At 56.2% G+C, this 18,981-nt stretch carries 12 protein-coding genes; 8 read left to right on the top strand and 4 right to left on the bottom strand.

Annotated features, from left to right (window positions below; translation table 11 throughout):
• Positions 1–31: 31 nt before the first annotated feature.
• From EPZ47_RS22415 to EPZ47_RS22405, 3 genes are all read left to right on the top strand, one after another.
• Complete coding sequence (locus EPZ47_RS22415; protein WP_135846728.1) at positions 32–2,542, top strand: hypothetical protein; 2,511 nt, start codon at positions 32–34, stop codon at positions 2,540–2,542.
• Entirely contained in the window at positions 2,532–5,369 is a 2,838-nt protein-coding gene (locus EPZ47_RS22410; RefSeq protein WP_135846727.1) for a hypothetical protein, read from the top strand. Before EPZ47_RS22415 ends, EPZ47_RS22410 begins: the two co-directional genes overlap by 11 nt.
• 132 nt (positions 5,370–5,501) lie before the next feature.
• Positions 5,502–10,340, top strand: coding sequence for an RHS repeat-associated core domain-containing protein (locus EPZ47_RS22405; protein ID WP_135846726.1), 4,839 nt, complete (start codon positions 5,502–5,504; stop codon positions 10,338–10,340).
• A gap of 227 nt (positions 10,341–10,567) precedes the next feature.
• On the opposite strand, the gene EPZ47_RS22400 is transcribed toward EPZ47_RS22405, so the two are convergent.
• Positions 10,568–10,843 carry a helix-turn-helix transcriptional regulator gene (locus EPZ47_RS22400; protein ID WP_135846725.1) on the bottom strand — a complete coding sequence of 92 codons (276 nt, stop codon included), beginning with the start codon at positions 10,841–10,843 and terminating at the stop codon, positions 10,568–10,570.
• A gap of 315 nt (positions 10,844–11,158) precedes the next feature.
• Between EPZ47_RS22400 and EPZ47_RS22395 the strand changes: the two genes are divergently transcribed.
• From EPZ47_RS22395 to EPZ47_RS22385, 3 genes are all read left to right on the top strand, one after another.
• The gene (locus EPZ47_RS22395; protein ID WP_135846724.1) at positions 11,159–11,563 is read left to right on the top strand and encodes a MarR family winged helix-turn-helix transcriptional regulator; all 405 of its coding nucleotides are present in this window, start codon (positions 11,159–11,161) and stop codon (positions 11,561–11,563) included.
• A 52-nt stretch (positions 11,564–11,615) separates the two neighbouring features.
• Complete coding sequence (locus EPZ47_RS22390; protein WP_135846723.1) at positions 11,616–12,824, top strand: MFS transporter; 1,209 nt, start codon at positions 11,616–11,618, stop codon at positions 12,822–12,824.
• A 183-nt stretch (positions 12,825–13,007) separates the two neighbouring features.
• Positions 13,008–13,559: a glutathione peroxidase gene (locus EPZ47_RS22385; protein WP_135846722.1), complete on the top strand. Its 552-nt coding sequence runs from the start codon at positions 13,008–13,010 to the stop codon at positions 13,557–13,559.
• 89 nt (positions 13,560–13,648) lie between these two features.
• Here the strand turns inward: EPZ47_RS22385 and EPZ47_RS22380 are convergent, their stop codons facing one another.
• From EPZ47_RS22380 to EPZ47_RS22370, 3 genes are all read right to left on the bottom strand, one after another.
• Positions 13,649–14,929, bottom strand: coding sequence for an OmpP1/FadL family transporter (locus EPZ47_RS22380; protein WP_135846721.1), 1,281 nt, complete (start codon positions 14,927–14,929; stop codon positions 13,649–13,651).
• Positions 14,930–15,074: 145 nt separating this feature from the next.
• Complete coding sequence (locus EPZ47_RS22375; protein ID WP_135846720.1) at positions 15,075–15,557, bottom strand: hypothetical protein; 483 nt, start codon at positions 15,555–15,557, stop codon at positions 15,075–15,077.
• A gap of 274 nt (positions 15,558–15,831) precedes the next feature.
• Positions 15,832–16,056, bottom strand: a complete 225-nt coding sequence (locus tag EPZ47_RS22370) for a hypothetical protein (RefSeq protein WP_007898912.1) — start codon at positions 16,054–16,056, stop codon at positions 15,832–15,834.
• Positions 16,057–16,964: 908 nt separating this feature from the next.
• On the opposite strand from EPZ47_RS22370, the gene EPZ47_RS22360 reads away from it, so the two are divergent.
• Positions 16,965–17,288 (top strand): SEL1-like repeat protein, encoded by a 324-nt coding sequence (locus tag EPZ47_RS22360; RefSeq protein WP_135846719.1) that lies wholly within the window; start codon positions 16,965–16,967, stop codon positions 17,286–17,288.
• A 175-nt stretch (positions 17,289–17,463) separates the two neighbouring features.
• Positions 17,464–18,852, top strand: a complete 1,389-nt coding sequence (locus EPZ47_RS22355; RefSeq protein ID WP_178084327.1) for a DNA recombination protein RmuC — start codon at positions 17,464–17,466, stop codon at positions 18,850–18,852.
• The last annotated feature ends 129 nt before the right edge of the window (positions 18,853–18,981 follow it).

Genomic DNA, 18,981 nt, shown 5'->3' with positions numbered 1-18,981 from the left:
CCTTTCATGTCCTGAGAAGAGGATACACATCATGGCCGCACCGCGAAGAACCCTTGCCCAATATCTGGAATGGGCCGCCATCAAACCGCGTACCACTGAATGGAGCGCGCTGGTGGCTTACGATCGAGGCAAATGCAACCTGTTACTGCTGCAGGAATATATCGAAAAACATGACAAACATTCGGTGATGCCTGCTATCAGTGAACCCTATGGTTCAACAGACAAGACGTGGACTTGGTTGATTGACTACGTCACCGATGCGCCACGTTTGAGCTTCGAGAACAACCCCGACCTGGATTCGGCTGAAGCCAATATGAGCATGGCCATTCTCGGGGGTAAAAATATAACGATGGATGACGTGCTCGGCTTCGCTCAGATCAATAAAATCAGCTCTTACGACCCGCTGGATCATCCGACATTGGTGGGTGACAGGGTAGAACTGAAAGATATCCAAGGCACCGTCCAGAAGGATGGCCAAGTGGTGCTGGACTTGGGCGATCCTCGTTCCCAACGCTACATCTGGGAAGTGAAGGGCGACCGGGTCGAGCATGAGCGCCGCATGGCTGGGGCTTTCTTCAAGCGCAAGTTCCGGGAGGCCGACCCGGTAAAGCGGACGTTCTCCCTGGGGACGTTGGCGACCACCACCCAGGCGTTCATAAAACCCCAGAAGTTCAGGCTGCGCACCATTATGGAAGAAGGCGCCGCTACACGTGGAGCCGCGAACTTTGGCAGCGGCGCCGTTGAAGTACGCATCGCCATGGATGACGAAATAATGGGCGGTACCCCAGGCGAGGATTGGTTGTATCCCTTACCCAGTGATCGGCCTGATCTTGATGCAATGATGATTTTTGGCAGTCACTTTTTCATGCATGGCATTATCGGTAAAGGTACTGCCCGGGCGTTCAATGCGCCAAATGCTGAATTCATCGGTACGAAGAATAGCAATCAATTCGTCTATCATCTTAAGGTTAAGCCAGATACCGAGGGTTATTTGGCGATTCCACCGTTTGAAGTGACCGTTGGTAGTAAGAAGGCTCGATTCTCCGATTATAAGATGCCGATCTATATAGACAGTGATCGCTTACTCACCATGACGCTCTTCTTTCCCTTAAACGCTTTGTCCTATTGTAGAGTGGGTATGGGCGCCGATGATAAATACCGCACTATGACATGTACGGTGGATGGGACACCCTATTCGTATCAGATCGCCATAGGACTGAATGGTAACTATCAGTTTTCGCTTGATGAAACATCGCGACGGCTTAAGGTTGAGGTGGCGGGCTATCAAGCACCTTTGAATATTTCTGGTGCCGGAGACCTACCTTCTGATGTGCGAAACTATATGAGTTCACGTGACTTCGAAGCTCGAATAGGCGATGCCGTGGCCAATGCGGCCATGACTATTTTCAATGGGCTTGAGGCGATCGACGTATTCGTTCTGCACACGCTTTTTTTCAACAGCGAAGACGCTGTACAACTCAAGACTTTGCACCTTACCGGGGAAATGGCGCTATTCGGCTCCATCAGTCCTCGCCTGACCACGTTTTCCATCGAACCTGTAGAGCACATGTTGACTTACGATGGGACCCATACGTTCAAGGCAGAGCCTTCGGTGTCAGGGGTAACCTGGAGTGTCGAGGACCTTGAAGGCGGTACTGTGGGAGTCGGACGCATACATCCCACTTCAGGTGAATATACCGCCCCTTCATTGGCGGATATCCATGGGACCTATAAGCGGGTCAAGATAGTCGCCACCGCGCGTATCGGCAACAATCCCCCCCATATAAGCAAGGCGCTGGTGACGGTAGTGGCCAGGGCAATCACATTGAATCCGCTGATCGAGGTTTGTAATGGCTCTAAAGCTGGGGAACCCGAAGAAAGTCGCATGCTTTCGGCCCATAGCACGAGTGGGGCCTTGAGATGGCGTGTCGAGGGCGACGGTCGTATTAACGAAACGGCTAATGAAAATGGGGAAAATACATACTACGCTCCGCCGAAGCTGTTAGCGCCCGCCCCGGCCTTCACGATAGATAAAGTCATTGTTAAAAACACGGCGACAAATGTGGAGCAAACAACCCTGATTGTCGTCAGGCATTATATTTCAATGGTTATAGACACCAGTTTTGACGGGGTGTCGGCAAATCAAGTACGGCTGCTCCCCTTGATCAGTGGCGCCACCCCAACAGAAACGGTTATTTGGCAATGTATACCCGAAGACGCTGGGAACATTGATGTAGATAGCGGGATTTTTACCGTCAGTCAAACAACCAACAGTCAGTTCGCTCTGATCACTTCGATGGTTGATCTGGGTTGGGTGCAATTTTCCGGCTTCACTATTCTTTCCTTCCCACTCGCTCCCCTTCCGGCGAAGCCTCCACCTGAAATCCCACAAACTACCGCTCTTGATGACCTGAACGGTTTGCTGGAAGACGTCTACGAAAAAGTTGAACAGTTCAGCCAGGACTCTGACGTCCGCGAAAAGGCCAAAGAGTGTCTGGACCAGATCGCTTCACTTGCTGAGGACACTCAAAATGGCCACTAACTCCATTGCCGATATTGTTGAAAAAATGAAAGAAGGCTCGATTACCTGGGGTTGGGGTGCTGTATGTGTCTTCAACCGTGAGCGGCTTAATCGGGTACTCCAGCAGCAATGGCTGGATAAATACGATGGCTCCAACTATTTGCCGACCTTCTCCGGCACGATGGACCTCAATACCCCAGCAACCGAATATGGGATCATGAAGAATATCCTGCTGGGTAAGCCGCTGCTGTCGTTCGAACCTGCACGGCTGGACACATCCCGGGCCAAGCTGACCTTGAGTATTCTGGGCGGGAACTTCAGCGTTCATGACAAGACCGTTGGCTTGTTGTATGAGTTCGACATTACCGAGGCACATGGCTATACATTGACAGTGGAGCTGGACCTCTCATTGGTGGTTGGGGTGGTCGATCGACTGGGCAGGGTAACGCTGGATTTGTCCAAGGGCACCCGATTTTCCTGCAATCTCGTGGGGCCGAGCGACAGCCAGGCCAAGCTCGGTGAGTACTTTGACCAGCGGTTCAAGGCCTTGCCGCCCGAGGAGCAGGTTTATGTGCTGGGTATCCTCGATCTGAAGGGGGGCAGTGATTTAACCCCGACGAACTTCATTGTCCTGACCCAGCGGGCGCCCGGGGCCGCAGTGGCCGGGGCGAAAAATGCAGCCGACGGCGCTGTGGTGGTCATGGTCAAACTGCGAGGCAGCGCCCATGGCGGGGATATTCCGCCCCCGGAACGTTTCCCCTACCTGATTCCCGATGACAGCGACCAGGACTATTCGGCCACCATCGTACTGGCTCAGGAATATGTCGATCGATCCGACGACGACAAATTAGAGCTGATTCACAGTCTGTTGTTTCCCGGACAAAAAAATACCTTTGTGGAACATACCCGCCGTGAACCTGCCGACCTGGTGATATTCGGCAGCCTGGCCCCCTCCAGCACGTCGCTGATCATCGAGCCTGGGGTTCACGTAATGAAGGCTGGTGGCGAGCCGGTTGAATTCAAGGCTTATCTTAATGGCGCCGCGATGGATGTCAGCTGGAGCGTCAGGAGTCTCAACTCGAACACATCGGCGGGTTCGATCAACCCGACCTCCGGGCTTTACCAGCCAGTCGCGGCTGCCGATTTAGGCCGGGAACTGGTGCGCAATATCATCACGGCCTCCTACGTCGATCCTCAGACAAAGCTAAAGCATAAAGTCCAGGCGTTGTTGCTGGTCACGACCCAATCGATGACGATTTCGCCGGGGGTCGTAGCACGCATCGAGGGGGAAACGAATACCGTGACCTTCGTCGCAACAGCGCTGAAGGGGGCGACGTTGACCTGGAAACAACCCACGTATGGAAGACTCTCCGCAACCGGTAATACCGCCATCTATACACCGCCGTCGGCCGCCGTATTGCTTGCCCTGCCTGAATTCACCGTCGTGGACACTATTACCGTCGAGGATGACACGGGCGAGACGGTTGAGGCCGCGGTGGTGCTGACGAGGGCTGCACCTACGCTGGAAATAGAGCCACGGTATTCTGCCAATGTGGGGCGCTCGGCGACCGTGACGTTAACCGAGAAGTCAGGCGCCCCGGCGACTATTGAGCGCATCTGGCGGGTGATTGGAGACGGGACTGTCAGCAATGATGGTGTCTACACCGCCCCGGCGACGCCTCGTCGGCCCTACGACATCGTCAGGTGCGAGATTTCTGCCTCGGGCATGCTCGTCTATGCGGGTTACAGCATCATAAAACTGGCATCCCACATTGAGGAAGCCAGGTGGTCGGGCCTCACGAGCTTTAAGTTGGTGTCATTGCGTTCCGACCAATTGTTCGCCAACGGGTTTCAACAGTTGTCATTGCAAGCGGTTATCCAGACCAATGGCGACGCGAGGCTGACCCAGGAGGAAGAAGATTCATTGAGGATGGTCTACGTCGGATCAAACCAACTTGTACCTGAGGTGCCGGCCCTGCAAGAGGGTATTGAAGATGAGGGCTCGCCGGAAGCCGAACGGAGGTGGGCGCAGACGAGGGATTTCAACCGTTTTAAACCGTACCCGGGTTCGGCTCCGCGCGAAACACAACCGGAACCTGACGACCGTGCATCGCTACCCAGTAGGGTCGATGTATTCATGGTGACTCGCGCCACCAAGGCCACCCAATTTTATGCACTGTTTAAGGATGAGTTGGGACATCCCTGGCGCTCGGACGTTGAGCCGACACCGGGACATCCAGACGGGATTATTCAGTTTACCCCCGTCCCTCCGCCAACCCCCCACATAGATCACTATAAATTGACACGTCAGCGTATTGATGGAGGTGGCGGGAGTGATCCAGACAGTGATTATGACTTCGACTGGTACTTGAAGACGACGGATTACTGGGCGCTGACTTATCTGCGGGAAGGTCAAGTCGGTGTCGATTTCCTGAGGGCGGAGGTTCGAGGGTTGCGGTCGATCGTGCAATGGGAAAGCCCTGCCCCTAATGAAACCATGTTCAGTTACACCGGCTATGGCTATAACGATCCGTTGAAGCCGAGTGATGGAAATATCATGCGTTATGAAACGCTATTGGTCCAGAACCTTGGTCTTCCCGTGCAGACCGAGATGAAACCTGGGCATTCCCTGGCGGAAGGTAAGTTCAGAATTGGCTTGTTTCGCTGCGAGCATTCCGACGGTATTCGGCAGGATCAACGGGAGAAGTTACATCCTCTAAGGGCTAAAAAAATTAATGTTTATTTGACGGATGATGAAGGTAATCAACACAGCCTTGCTATTGGTTTTCCTGCTTCGGACCGCAATCGATTATATGTGGATCATTTTGATGACAGTGAACAAGTGTAGGTCATCAGGTATGCCCGTCCGGAAGAGTTGATCAAAGCATGCTTGGATTTCGGTAAGTTGCTTGCACGCAGTGCGGCGTCAGTCGCATTGCATGTATTAGCTATCTATATTGAATTGTTCGTGAGGTTAGCCATGACTGCGTCCACCGCTGTGCACTCCAACGCCTTTAACTTTATGAGTTTCATCCAGACGGGCGTCGATCCACGAACCGGCTTTTATACCGTGTCGTTATCGTTGCCGGAACTGTTCAGTCATTCTCTGCGGGGGCCGTCCGTTCCATTGACGCTTAACTACAACCCTTTGAATCTGACGGATAGCGGATACGGCAAGGGTTGGAACCTTGCCCTTAGCCAGTACACGCCCAGTACCCAAGTCGTTTCGGTGTATTCGGGGCAGACATTCAAAGTCACTGGCCCCTATGAAGGCGTGGCCAATCGTAAGCGCATGAAAGAGCAAAAAATCGAGGACTTTCAGTTTTACCAGCTGCCTGGCGACCAGTTCAAGATCGTTCACAAGGCCGGGCTTGTCGAGATATTGGAACTCAGAGGTGCCAGCCCGCAGGTGGCCGTGCCGGTAAGAATGTATTCCCCGCAAGGACACGAAATTACCTTGGAATATATGACAGTCGGTTCCGGAGAGCCGATGCTCAGCGCCATCCGAGACAGCGGTGGTCTATTGCTGCAAGTTACCCGTCATCTCATCACCAATGCCGTCAAAATAGGCTTCAGGATCGTCAATGGTTCGCCGTTGGCCGAGGTGGTCCTGAGCATGAAGAGTGATCGTGTCGATCGAATTACCTTGCCGACCACCGAGAATGCCGGTTGGCGTTTCAAATACAACCCGGAGAAAGACCTCACCTGCATTCGCGAGGTCTGGACGCCCTTGGGCGCCCATGAAACCGTTATGTACAACGATACGGGCCATGGTTTTCCCGGTGCCGGCAATGAGCAACGCAAATTACCCAGGGTGACCGACCATATTACCGATCCGGGCGGTGGACAGCGTCCCATCGTGGTGAAGTACACCTATGGCGCCGACGGCCATAATTTTCTCGGCTATGGCAGTGGCATCGGATGGACGGAGGATCATCTGGACAACCTTTATAAGGAGCTCGACCCGTACGAGTATGAGTCCACCGAGACATTGATGGTCGGGACCAACGCGGTACGCAGCGTGACCCGCCGGTTCAACCGTTTCCACTTGCTGGTGTCGGAAACCACCCTGCAGGGCACCCACAAGCAGACCCAAAAAACCCGCTATTACGCCGATGACGACGATACGTTGTCTTTCGATGCGCAACCACGCCAGTGCCAGTTGCCCAAAGAGGCGATTACCCGCTGGGAGTTGACGGACGATGCGCGTAAATGGCGTGAAGATGTCGAGCGAAGTGAGTACGACATCCACGGCAACCAGACCTTGAGCGTCCAGGCCAGTGGCGTCGCCGAGGCCAGTTCCTACTACCCGGCTGGTGGAGTGCCCGACAAGTGCCCAAAAGACCCTTATGGCTTTGTCAGGCATGTCGAACACACCACGATCATACCGGCAACGGATCCGGAACTGGTGCCTGACCTGCAGGCCGGTGCGCCGACATTACGAACTCGGTACAGCTATAAGACTTTGCCAGCGCTGGATAAAAGTGCCATCAGCGAAGTTTCAGTGATCATGACCGAGGAGAGTTTGCACCAGATGGTTGGCCAGACTGAAGTGCTGCTGGAGACCAGCGCCCTCGATTATTTCGACACGCCTGATGATCCGTTGCTGCATGGGCTCGAGAAGCTGAAAACACTGACCATGGTGGGTGGGGGCCGCAATTACGTCTCGACGACGGGGTACGAGTACCGGGTCAAGACGGACGAGGACAAGTCGGAAAATAATAAAATCAATAACGCCAACGAAGTGCTGCTCGGTGAAACCGTGTTCGCAACAACCGAGACCCTCACCGGTCACGACGGCCTGGTCAAAGTTATCACTGCCGAACGCTCGCTGCTCAATGGCGAACCCTTGTTGACCCAGGACAAGGACATCAGGATTCGCACGACCTATGACGCCTTGGTGCGGGTACTGACGGAAACGGTCGCCCCCGATGACCCCACCTACGCGGCGACGCGTGCCTACACTTACCGGCTCGTCCGCCCGACAGACGATGGCCAGGAGCCCTCGACCGGGCAAGCATTCCAGGAAGTTGAAAACGTCAAGAAGATCAAAACCCGTACCTGGTTCGATGGGTTGAACCGCGCTGTCCGGGAAGAACAGCAGGATGCCGACTTCTCCAATGGCGCTTATCGAGACATCTATCGGGCGACCTACAACGCGTTGGGGCAATTGACTGAAGAGCAGGAAATCGACTGGCTGGAACTCCAACCCCTGCCTTTGAAAACCACTTACACCTTTGACGATTGGGGGCAACAGTCCAGCAGCACCGACCCGGCGGGCGTCACGCAACACACCGTGGAGGACCCTATCGCCTTCACCAAAACAGAGTGGACCCAAGGCATGGGCCAGACGGTCACGACCAACAACCGCCTGGAAAAACCGGTGAAAGTTCAACGTTTCGATCTGGCTGAAAACTCTATCAGCCTCCATAGCTATCTGTATGACGGCCTGGGGCGCACTGTGCAGGAAGAAAACGCTGCGGGATACAAGACCTCCTACACCTACGATGTGTTTGATCGCATGCTTGAAACCACTTTACCGACAACGGACAAGGTGGTTCGTGAATACGCAGGCCACAGCCGTGGCGATCTGCCGACGTCGATCAAAGTAGGGGCAACGGAACTGGGTACACAGGCGTTCGATAGCCTGGAGCGAATCACCCTGTCCACGACCGGCGGGCGAGTCACCCGGCATGAGTACGACACCACCTACAGCAAGGCCAATCGGGTCATCCAGCCCAGCGGCGATGTCATCCACTATGAGTATGCCTATGAGCTGACGGATGAACCGCTCACTCGCAACGCTGTTGCGGGCGAAGAAACGATCAGTCGTCTGAATGCAGTGCCCACGCCGATCAAAGCCACCTATGACTATGATTCGCAGAACGCCCGGCTTCTCAGTTCATCGGAGCTCGACATTGAGCTGGAACGGACTTATGACGTTCAGGGCGAGATAAAGACGGAAACACGCACGGTGACGGAGGTCGCTGATCCTTATGAAATGGTTTATGTCCATAGCCGGCTCGGGCGACTGATTCGTTACCAAGATGTCACGGAGCAGGTTCAGCTGTTTGACTATGATCTAACCAACGGCAGGTTGACCTATACCCAACTTGGCCAAGTGGGCACCGATGGCTATATCCGGAGTGACTTTACCTATAACGACCAGGGTTTGATGAAGCGTATTGCGACGGTGGATAGCGCGAACAGTAGTGCGGTCATCGATCTTGAGTACGATGCCCTGGGGCGCGAAACATTGCGCGAGTTTAATCTCAATGGCAGCAAGTCATGGTTGAAACAGGTCTGGAATGGCCTGGACCAGATCGTACAGCGTGAGTTGAGTGAGGGCGCGAGCCAGGGCGATACCTTGCTTCGCAACGAGACTTATCGATACGAACTTCGCGGGCGGCTCGAAGAATATCGCTGTGAAGGGCCTCAGTCGCCGGTGGACCCCTTTGGCAACCGCATGACACGGCAGATGTTTTTCTTCGATGCCTTGGATAATCATGAAGAAGTGCGCACGACCTTCATCAAGGGCCAGACCACTGAAAGCAATACGGCGCGTTTCGAATACAGCGGCCCGGACCCGGTGCAACTGACACGCGTCACCAACAGCCATGCCGATTACCCGAATATCGAACTTGAGTACGATGCCAACGGCAACCTGATCAAGGACGAAGAGGGGCGCTCCTTGTCCTATGATCTGCTGTCCCGTTTGGTTGAAGTGAGTGGGCCCGATTCGGAGGTGAGCCGGTTTTACGCTTACGACGGCGGCGATCAGTTGTCGGCCAGCGGCAGCGATACCCACCGGGAGCAACAGTTTTATCGCGATGGGAAACCCGTCAATTCAGTCAGCCCGACCCAGAGCAGGACTTACCTATCGGCCGATGGAGTGACGCTCGCCGAGCGGCAGGAAGGTGCATCCCCAAAGTCTTTAATACTGGCCGGTGACGGCAGCGGTAGTGTGCTCAGGGAGGTTGAAGGCGGTGAAGTGACTGAAATCGCTTACAGCGCTTATGGGTATCGCGATGCGACCCAGGTGGTGGCTTCACATCCGGGCTATAACGGTGAAGTCAGGGATGAGACCGGGTGGTATTTGCTGGGCAATGGTTACCGGGCGTTCAATCCGTTGCTGATGAGGTTTCATAGTCCGGACAGTTGGAGTCCGTTTGGGGATGGGGGGGTGAATGCTTATGCTTATTGTGACGGGGATCCGATTAGTTTTACGGATCCGACGGGGCATGTGATATATAAAATACCACTTTCATTTACGCGGGGTTCTAGTAGCGGTGGTATTGCACCCTCAATCCGGACGACTGCGGCCGCAGCCGATGCGACTGCGAGAGCTGGTAATCCAGTTATGGTATTGAAAATTGGAGATGCCCCCCGTACTGCTAACGTGCCAACAGTGCCCCCTAGTACTCCAGGAACACCCGCCCCAGGAGTACTCTTTGGGGGGCAGAACATGCTCGATCAAACACGCGGAATTTCAAAGCCCGAAGTTCCTCCGGTCGCAACCCCATCTCCTCCTAGTAGAGCCCAGAAGCTCTACGAAATAAAAAAGATGGCAAGAGACGCTGCTAGAAACGCCGAAACCACCGCTAGAAATACTGCGAGAGAAACCGAAAACATCGCAAAACAAGCCGCTAGAAACTCAGCTATAAACGCCGCTAGAACGAAGGAACAACAACAACTCTTTACTAGCTATACAAGGGCGCTGAATAATGAAGACACACTCTGGAATTTAGAAACGTATTTCAGGCTGGCGAGACGAACAGAAGAACTGGGTGCTCAACTGAGGGGAGTAAGGAGAAAGTAAGTGCTCGTCAAAATACTTTTCTGGTTGGAGTAAAAAGGTCAACCCGCAACCCAATCATTCAAGTAAATGCCACCAGCCCGCCACCATGACCAAGTTCCAACTTGTTCATGGTGGCGAATGTTTTTGGCTGGCGTTTTTTTCACAGCGATTGAGCTGGGCTGCAATTTCCTGCCCGACATCCCAGAATTGCTCGTTTCAGATTTTGCGGTAGATACGCGATCAATCGCTCAGATCAACCCCTGCTCACGCGCAATCTTCCCCGCAAGATGACGTGAACTGACGCCGAATTTTCGGCGGATGTTATTGAAGTGATAATTGACGTTGGCCTCGCTGCAATCGACGATCATGGCAATCTCCCAGGAAGACTTGCCAACCTCGCTCCACTGCAAAAATTCCTTTTCCCGGTTTGTCAGTCGGACGGCTTGAGGCGGTTTGCTTTCGGTGGGTTGGAAGCGGGTCTGGTAGGGCGACGGGTGTCCAGGAACAACGGTGGCGTGGTACATGAAAATTCTCCCATTCATCATCATTGATGGCGTGGGGGCGGCGGAATCTTCCTACTGCGTGACGGCATGGTTCACACGGCCCTTCTTCGAAGCCCTGGTGCAGGGCTGGAGGCACGGGTTCGTTATATCTCGATTCAACCCAGCTGAAACCTGTCAGACATTACAGGTGGGGGGCGCTGAGTGATGAATGGTCGCGATGGCTGTCAGGTCGAACGGGTTGATATTTTAGGCTTTTTCAGGGTTTGGTGGATTCACAGGTTTTGTGTTGCGCCATTAAAATTTGCATTCCCTTAATCACGGGTATATACACGCACCATGCTTCCTTCCCAATGTTTGTGCATCAACCTGCGTCGTGCCGCGCGTGGCGTCAGCAGGTATTACGACGGCGCCCTCGATGGCTTCGGGATCAACGTTGCCCAGTATTCTTTGCTGAGCAACCTGGCGCGCCTCGACCAGCCGAGTATTTCCTCCCTGGCCGAGGCCATGGGCCTGGACCGCAGCACCCTGGGGCGTAACCTGCGGGTGCTGGAAGGTGAGGGGTTGGTGGCGTTGGCCGAGGGGGAAGACCTGCGCAACCGCATCGTCGAACTCACCGAAGCCGGGCATGCCCGGTTGGCGGCGGCGTTGCCGGCCTGGGAAGCGGCGCAACGACGGTTGATCGATAAGCTGGGCGCCGAGAAGCGCGCGGCGTTGCTGGCCTTGCTGGATGAACTGGCGTAATGCCGGTTCGTTCGATGATAAGCGGGTATATACCCGCGAGCGGAGAATAACAATGACATCGATGTGGCGTACCTGTGGTTGGGTCCTGGTGGGCAGCGCGCTGATTTTGGCGTTGTCTTTGGGTGTGCGGCATGGCTTCGGCCTGTTCCTGGCGCCGATGAGCGCCGAGTTCGGCTGGGGGCGCGAGGTGTTCGCCTTCGCCATTGCCTTGCAGAACCTGATCTGGGGGTTGGCGCAGCCCTTCACCGGCGCGCTGGCCGACCGCTTCGGTGCGGCGAAAGTGGTGCTGATCGGTGGCGTTCTCTATGCCGTCGGCCTGCTGTTCATGGGCATGGCCGACTCGCCTTGGTCGCTGTCGTTGAGCGCGGGTCTGTTGATTGGTATCGGCCTGTCCGGCACCTCGTTCTCGGTGATCCTCGGCGTGGTTGGACGCGCCGTGCCGCCGGAAAAACGCAGCATGGGCATGGGCATCGCCAGTGCCGCCGGCTCCTTCGGTCAGTTCGCCATGTTGCCCGGTACGCTGGGGTTGATTGGTTGGCTCGGTTGGTCTGCCGCCCTGTTGGCGCTGGGGCTGCTGGTGGCCTTGATCGTGCCGTTGGTGAGCATGCTCAAGGACGTGCCGGCGCCGCTTATGGGCCATGAGCAAACCTTGTCCGAGGCGTTGCGCGAGGCCTGCAGCCATTCCGGGTTTTGGCTGTTGGCGATTGGCTTTTTTGTCTGTGGTTTCCAAGTGGTGTTCATCGGCGTGCATTTGCCGGCCTACCTGGTGGACCAACACCTGCCGGCCAGCGTCGGCACGACCGTGCTCGCCCTGGTGGGGTTGTTCAACATCTTCGGCACCTACACCGCAGGCTGGCTGGGCGGGCGCATGTCCAAGCCGCGGCTGCTGACTGGGTTGTACCTGGTGCGGGCGGTGGTGATCGGCTTGTTCCTGTGGCTGCCGGTGACGACCACCACGGCCTATGCGTTCGGGATGGCGATGGGCTTCTTGTGGTTGTCGACGGTGCCGTTGACCAACGGCACGGTCGCAACCTTGTTCGGCGTACGAAATCTCTCGATGCTGGGTGGGATCGTGTTCCTGTTCCACCAGTTGGGCTCGTTCCTCGGTGGCTGGTTGGGCGGGGTGGTGTACGACCGCACCGGTAGTTATGACTTGATCTGGCAGGTGTCGATCCTGCTCAGCCTGTTGGCGGCGGCGTTGAATTGGCCGGTGCGCGAACGTCCGGTGGCGCGTCTGCAAGTCCAGGCAGGTGCGGCATGAGTCGCGTCGGCCCATGGTTGATTGCCGTTGGCGCCGGTCTGCTGCTGGCGTTTGCCTGGTGGGGCTGGCATCAGGGCGGGTTGGCCTTGATGCAATTGGGCATGGGCAACTGCTGAGCGGTGGACGGGGTCAGGCGCTGCGGAGTAACGTCGTGGTCTGAGGTGCTTTCAAGGAGATTGCGACATGCTGATGCGCAGGCTTGCTGTTCCCGCTCTGTTGCTGGCTGTGACCGGGCACGTATGGGCGGCCGATTGCCCACCAATGCTGGAGGGTTCGTTGCCCAAGCTGCGGGCCAAGGAAACCATCGATCTGTGCCAACGCTTCGCCGGCAAGCCGTTGGTAGTGGTCAACACCGCCAGCTTCTGTGGCTTCGCCCCACAATTCAAAGGCCTCGAGGCGCTTAACCAGCGCTACAAAGACCAAGGGCTGCAAGTGCTGGGCGTGCCGTCCAACGATTTCAAGCAGGAATCCAAGGATGGCGCGGAAACGGCCAAGGTCTGTTACGTCAACTACGGCGTGACCTTCACCATGACCGAACCGCAACCGGTGCGCGGTGCTGATGCCATACCGTTGTTCAAGCACCTGGCCGAACAATCCGCAGCGCCGAAATGGAATTTCTACAAGTACGTGGTGGATCGCCAGGGCAAGGTCGTGGGCAGTTTTTCCAGCCGGATCAAACCTGACGATCCTGAGTTCATCAAGGCGGTAGAGACGGCCATCGCCTCCAAACCCTGACCGCCAGCCACGAAAAAGCCCCGGCTCTTTGCAGAGTGCGGGGCTTTTTTCGTTTCAGCGGGCGAGCGGTTCAGGCTCGCCGTGAATCATCAGAAGCGGTAGGTCGCACCGACACCGAAACCGTTGGCGCTGTTTTCGTATTCAGCGTTGTAGCTCTGGCCGAATGCATTGCTGCCGCCGACGTTGACTTTTTCTTCCTTGAGGTAGGAGTAAGCCACGTCAATGGTCAGGTCTTCGGTCGGGCTCCAGCCGGCACCCAGGCTGAGGATGGTCCGATCGCCGGTCGGAATGCGTGGCGAGCGGTCCTGGTTGTTGGCAGGCGACTGGTCGAAGGTCAGGCCGGTACGCAGTACCCACTGTTTGTTCAACTGGTAGGAGGTACCGATGGCATAGGCCCAGGTGTCGTGCCAGTTCTGTTCTTCGGTGATGGTGCCGAGGAGGGCGGGTGCGAACCCACCACCGGCTGTCGTGACGCCTTCGTTGTTCACGGTAATTTCTTTCAGGCGGCTCCAACGCGTCCAGGTGCTACCGGCGTAAACAGTCCAGGCATCGTTGAGTTGCTGGGTAACCGAGAAGTCCACCGACTCAGGCGTCGTGATGTCCAACGAGGCATCGTAACGTCCGGCACCCAAAACTGGGGCGGGCGTACCTGCACCAGGGGTTACTTCGGTATGGCCTTCAAGCTTGTACTTGACCTTGGAGTGATAGGTCAGGCCAACGCGAGTGGTGTCGGTCGCCTGGACCAAAAGACCGACGTTATAGCCGTAGCCAATGTCGTCACCCTTGATCTTCACTTTACCGTCGTTAGGCGAAAACGGCGTGGTCAGCGAGGACTCCAAAGACCCGGAAAGCCGGTTGATAGTCGGCCCAAAACCAATCGACACCTTGTCATTGAAGGCGTAGCTGACGGTTGGCTGGAAGGTCACGACCTTCACTTCACTCTTGCTGCCGAAGTTACGACCCTGGAAGTTGTTTTCGTAGTCGGTGATCAGGCCGAACGGTGCGTAGACACCCAGGCCGAAAGCCCATTGATCATCGATAGGCTTGACGTAATAGCCCATCGGCACGCCGGTGAGCGGCACCATGTCGCCCTTGTTGGTACCGGATTGGGTGCCGCTGGCATCGTTGATGTCGGTGGAGGCGTCAATGGCGGCGAAGCCACCGGTCACTTGCTGGCGCTTGAGGCGCGACATGCCGGCAGGGTTGCCAAATACAGTGCTTGCGTCGTCGGCAGCGGAAGAGCGACCCGCGAAACCAGTGCCCATGCCACTGATGCTTTGTTCGTTCAAGGCAAAGCCACTGGCGAAAAGTTGTGTGGATGCCAAGGTCACGGCAAGGCCAAGGGTGGTTTTGAGCATGATTTTTTTCATTGTTAGAAACTCCTGATGATCACCGGGGCGAAAATTACCAACATTTTCGTTCAAGCGCTATAGCCTGTTTCGCTTGATTTAGAGCGGTTTTGTAGGACAATCCGACCAAATTCGCGAACGTTGTAGGAAGTTTCTAAATTTCCTGTCAGCAAGCGACCTGATTCAGCGGTGAGACACAGTTTTGCCAGGCGCAGGTGAAATCTCGCAGGCGCCCTTGAGGGTGAAACGTCTGGCGCCAGATCCGGGCCATACCCAGTAGATCGTCGGCGTCGGGGAGCGGGGTGTTCTGTTCCTCAACCAGCAGCCAGGCAATGGCCGTGGCGTAGCGCAGGTTGACGGTCAATTCCAGGTGCGGGCCGCTGAGAAAGGCATGCTGACTGGCGAGGCCGCGCACCAGGCTGGCACGTTCCGGGTCCAGCGCCAGGTAATGGTCCCAAAGCGCTTGGTGGCGGGGCTCGGGAATGCGATAGAGGCCATGGCCGCGACGGTCATGCAGGGCCGAACCCAGGGCCGACTGGCTGGCGGCAATGCCTAGCAGCAGGGATTCCGCCGTTGTGCTGTGGCGCCCCAGGTAAAGGAGCGTCGGGCGGATCACATATCGACACAGTTCGCTGGCAGCGATACCCATAAAACCCTCGAAGTGTGAAAGGGGCGGGGCCTGAAAGGTGTGGGCTTGGCAGCAGTGGATCGGTCAGGCCCCACCGTAAGCGGTTCATGCCGCTTGACTTGAAGTGTAGTGTCATATTTCCGCTGTAAAGGACTGTTTTTAAAACATCTTCAGCGAATGGTTATAACTGTTATATCCCCCAGTGCTTAAGCCGTTGCGCTTGGTTGAGAAATTCCAGGCAACAAAAAGCCCCGCTTTTTCGGCGGGGCTTTTGGGTTTCAGCCTTTCTGGTGTGTCAGGCAACCAGTGCCTGACGGGTACGCTCAATCACGGCCTGCAGCGGTTCGGCGCTGGAGTATTGATCGGGGTACAGGCGTTCGCTGTGACGAGCGATGCCGTGTTCGTTGACCAGGGTGAAGCTGAAGCAGCCTTTGCGAGCGGCCATGATCAGGCAGTTCATTGGGGCAAAAGCGTTGGTCAGGGTGCGGATAGCGTCCTGGGTATGGATTTGAGTAGACATGTTATGGGTGTTCCTACAAATGACACGGTTAAGAACCGTGCAACGTTAAAACGTTCCAGTAACGTCGACCACCATTGGTCGAACGAAGAACCCGACTGGAACAAAGCAGCCAGTTTGAGCGCTATATAAAGTGCGCGCTTGGGCTGGCAGGTAGGTACTTAGGAGGGCAGGCAACACATCAAGGGCAAAGGTTCTGGGCCCGGGGTGAAGATCCTGATCAATTTGCAGGCTGGTTCGGTCAGAGTAATGTGCTTGGCAACACCCTTTGCATTGGGTCAAAGGCTGTGTTGGTGCAAGGTTTACCTGGAAACCATCGAGGGGGTCGGTCTCTTTTTATCGGTGAGGGCTTCTCTTGAGGGAAGGCTGACCGCGGAGATGTGTTCGACCCGGAATTGACTTTCAGCTTGGTACTAACGCTGCGGATACTAACGGATCACCCCTCTGAAGGGAAGGGCGTTGGTTAAAAAATATTCAAATAGGGCGTAACCCTAATGCCGGTCAGCCGGGAGAAAAGCCACTCCACGGGTTATCCCCAGGTTTTTACCCCCGGATGCGCCAAGAAATCGCGGCGTTATAACCAGTTTAGGTGTTACTTGTGCACACTCGCTATGGGGCTTGTCACCGTACTGTCATGTGCAAACAATCTGGGGTAGGTGCCTGTATCCAAAATTTAAGTCAATGAAAAACATCGCTTTTTTTTACTGGTGAAAAAATCGTCAGTTTGAGCGCAGGCCCCATTCCATAGGGCTTGCGGCGAGTTCAGGGTCGGTTGTCCACTGAGTTATCCACAGCTTCTGTGGATTGTCCCAAGCGCTTGCTCTAGGACGGGCGTGCTGGTTTTTTTCGACTTTACCCGTGCGAAAAAAGGAGTAGAGTGGCGCGCCTTCTGATCTGTCCCGCAGTGCTTTATGAAGTTTCGCTCAGTATCAAATCCTGTTACTTCCACACCCTCCGGTGTTACCTCACCCAAGCGTATGTCGATGCGTGTAGCCGAGTGGCTGCTCGACAGCCCGCGCCTGGGAGACAGCCCCAGTGTCAAACACCTGGCCGGTCGTCTGCTCAAGCAACCAGCCCGTGAAGGCGTGGTGGCTGCACAAAGTCGCCTCGGGCAGTTGATGTGCCGTGAATGCGGGAACGCCCGGGACCGACGCATTGGTCACGAGCTGCTGCGCCAAGCTGCCCGGGCCGGGGATCACCGTGCCCGCCAGGCTCTGGGTGAAATCGAAGACTGAGCTGGGCAACCCCCGGCCGCTTGGTTAACCTTCGGGCTTTATTGGATCGGCAGGAATTGTCATGGCTATGGATTTGACCAGCCTGTTGTTTGGCCTGGCCGGCGCTGCGGTGCCGTTGCTCGCACTGGCCTGGCACCTGCAACGCCAGGCCAGCGCCGCGCAGAATGAACAGGCCTTGCTGGAAGAGCGCCTGGCCACCGCCCACATGGCCCACGACGGCCTCAACGCCCAGCTCGATGCCTGCCGTGACGAAATCAGCGACCTGAGCCAGGCCAATGCCGCCAAGCAAGCCGAGCTCGCCGCTGCCTGTCGCGAAGTCGAATTGCTGCAGATCGAGCGCGACAATGCCCGGGATGCGGCCCACGCCTGGAATCTGGAGCGCGCCAATAAGGAAGCGGAACTGCGGCGGCTCGATGTCCAGGCGGCGTCGTTGCATGCTGAATTGCGCGAGCAACAGGAAAGCCATCAGCAACGCCTGGATGACCTGCAAGGTTCGCGGGATGAGCTGCGGGCACAGTTCGCCGAGCTTGCCGGAAAAATCTTCGACGAGCGTGAGCAGCGCTTCGCCGAGACCAGCCAACAGCGCCTGGGCCAGTTGCTCGATCCGTTGAAAGAACGCATCCAGTCTTTCGAAAAACGCGTCGAAGAAAGTTATCAGGCCGAGGCCCGGGAACGTTTCTCCCTGGGCAAGGAACTGGAGCGGCTGCAACAGCTGAACCTGCGCCTGAGCGATGAAGCGACCAACCTGACCCGTGCCCTCAAGGGCCAGAAGACCCAGGGTAACTGGGGCGAATTGATCCTGGAGCGGGTGCTTGAGCACGCCGGCCTGGAGAAGGGCCGCGAATATCAGACCCAGGTCAGCCTCAAGGGCCCGGATGGCGAGCGCTTCCAGCCTGACGTGTTGATTTATCTGCCCGGCGACAAGCAAGTGGTGGTCGATTCCAAGGTCAGCCTCACGGCTTATCAGCAGTATGTGGCCGCCGAGGACGACGCCATTGGCCAACTCGCCCTCAAGCAACACGTGGTGTCGTTGCGCGCCCACGTCAAAGGCTTGGCTGGTAAGGATTACAAGCGTCTGGATGGGCTGCACAGCCTGGATTTCGTGTTGTTGTTCGTACCGATCGAAGCCGCGTTTTCCGCCGCCTTGCAGGCTGAGCCGAACCTGTTCCAGGAAGCCTTTGACCGCAACATCGTGATCGTCAGTCCGACCACGCTGCTGGCGACCTTGCGGGTGATCGACAGCTTGTGGAAGCAGGAACGCCAGAGCCAGAACGCCCGGGAAATCGCCGAGCGAGCGGGGTGGCTGTATGACAAATTCGTCCTGTTCATCCAGGACCTGGACGAGATCGGCAGCCGCCTTCAGCAGTTGGACAAAGCCTACAGCGCGGCGCGCAATAAGCTGACAGAAGGGCGTGGGAATCTGATCAGCCGCAGCGAACAGCTCAAGTTGCTTGGCGCCCGGGCCAGCAAGAGTTTGCCCGCCGAATTGCTTGAGCGTGCGATGGAAGACGCGGATGGGTTGCCTGGGTTGCCTGAAGAAACCAGCGCGAAAACCCAGGGCTGAGCAGAAACTTGTGGAGAGGGAATCTTGTGGGAGCAAAGCTTGCTCGCGATGACTTCCTTGAGACCGCCATCGCAGGCAAGCCTTGTTCCCACAAGGCTCCCTCGCCACAGGTGGCACAATCACAGCTTG

This window comes from Pseudomonas viciae (genome assembly GCF_004786035.1).
In the GTDB taxonomy this organism is placed as follows: Bacteria; Pseudomonadota; Gammaproteobacteria; order Pseudomonadales; family Pseudomonadaceae; genus Aquipseudomonas; species Aquipseudomonas viciae.
This window is presented reverse-complemented; position numbering and strand designations above follow the sequence as displayed.

Coding starts and splice junctions, on each gene's coding strand:
- EPZ47_RS22415 (WP_135846728.1), top strand. CDS start 32: ATGGCCGCACCGCGAAGAACCCTTGCCCAATATCTGGAATGGGCCGCC.
- EPZ47_RS22410 (WP_135846727.1), top strand. CDS start 2,532: ATGGCCACTAACTCCATTGCCGATATTGTTGAAAAAATGAAAGAAGGC.
- EPZ47_RS22405 (WP_135846726.1), top strand. CDS start 5,502: ATGACTGCGTCCACCGCTGTGCACTCCAACGCCTTTAACTTTATGAGT.
- EPZ47_RS22400 (WP_135846725.1), bottom strand. CDS start 10,843: ATGTACCACGCCACCGTTGTTCCTGGACACCCGTCGCCCTACCAGACC.
- EPZ47_RS22395 (WP_135846724.1), top strand. CDS start 11,159: ATGCTTCCTTCCCAATGTTTGTGCATCAACCTGCGTCGTGCCGCGCGT.
- EPZ47_RS22390 (WP_135846723.1), top strand. CDS start 11,616: ATGACATCGATGTGGCGTACCTGTGGTTGGGTCCTGGTGGGCAGCGCG.
- EPZ47_RS22385 (WP_135846722.1), top strand. CDS start 13,008: ATGCTGATGCGCAGGCTTGCTGTTCCCGCTCTGTTGCTGGCTGTGACC.
- EPZ47_RS22380 (WP_135846721.1), bottom strand. CDS start 14,929: ATGAAAAAAATCATGCTCAAAACCACCCTTGGCCTTGCCGTGACCTTG.
- EPZ47_RS22375 (WP_135846720.1), bottom strand. CDS start 15,557: ATGGGTATCGCTGCCAGCGAACTGTGTCGATATGTGATCCGCCCGACG.
- EPZ47_RS22370 (WP_007898912.1), bottom strand. CDS start 16,056: ATGTCTACTCAAATCCATACCCAGGACGCTATCCGCACCCTGACCAAC.
- EPZ47_RS22360 (WP_135846719.1), top strand. CDS start 16,965: ATGAAGTTTCGCTCAGTATCAAATCCTGTTACTTCCACACCCTCCGGT.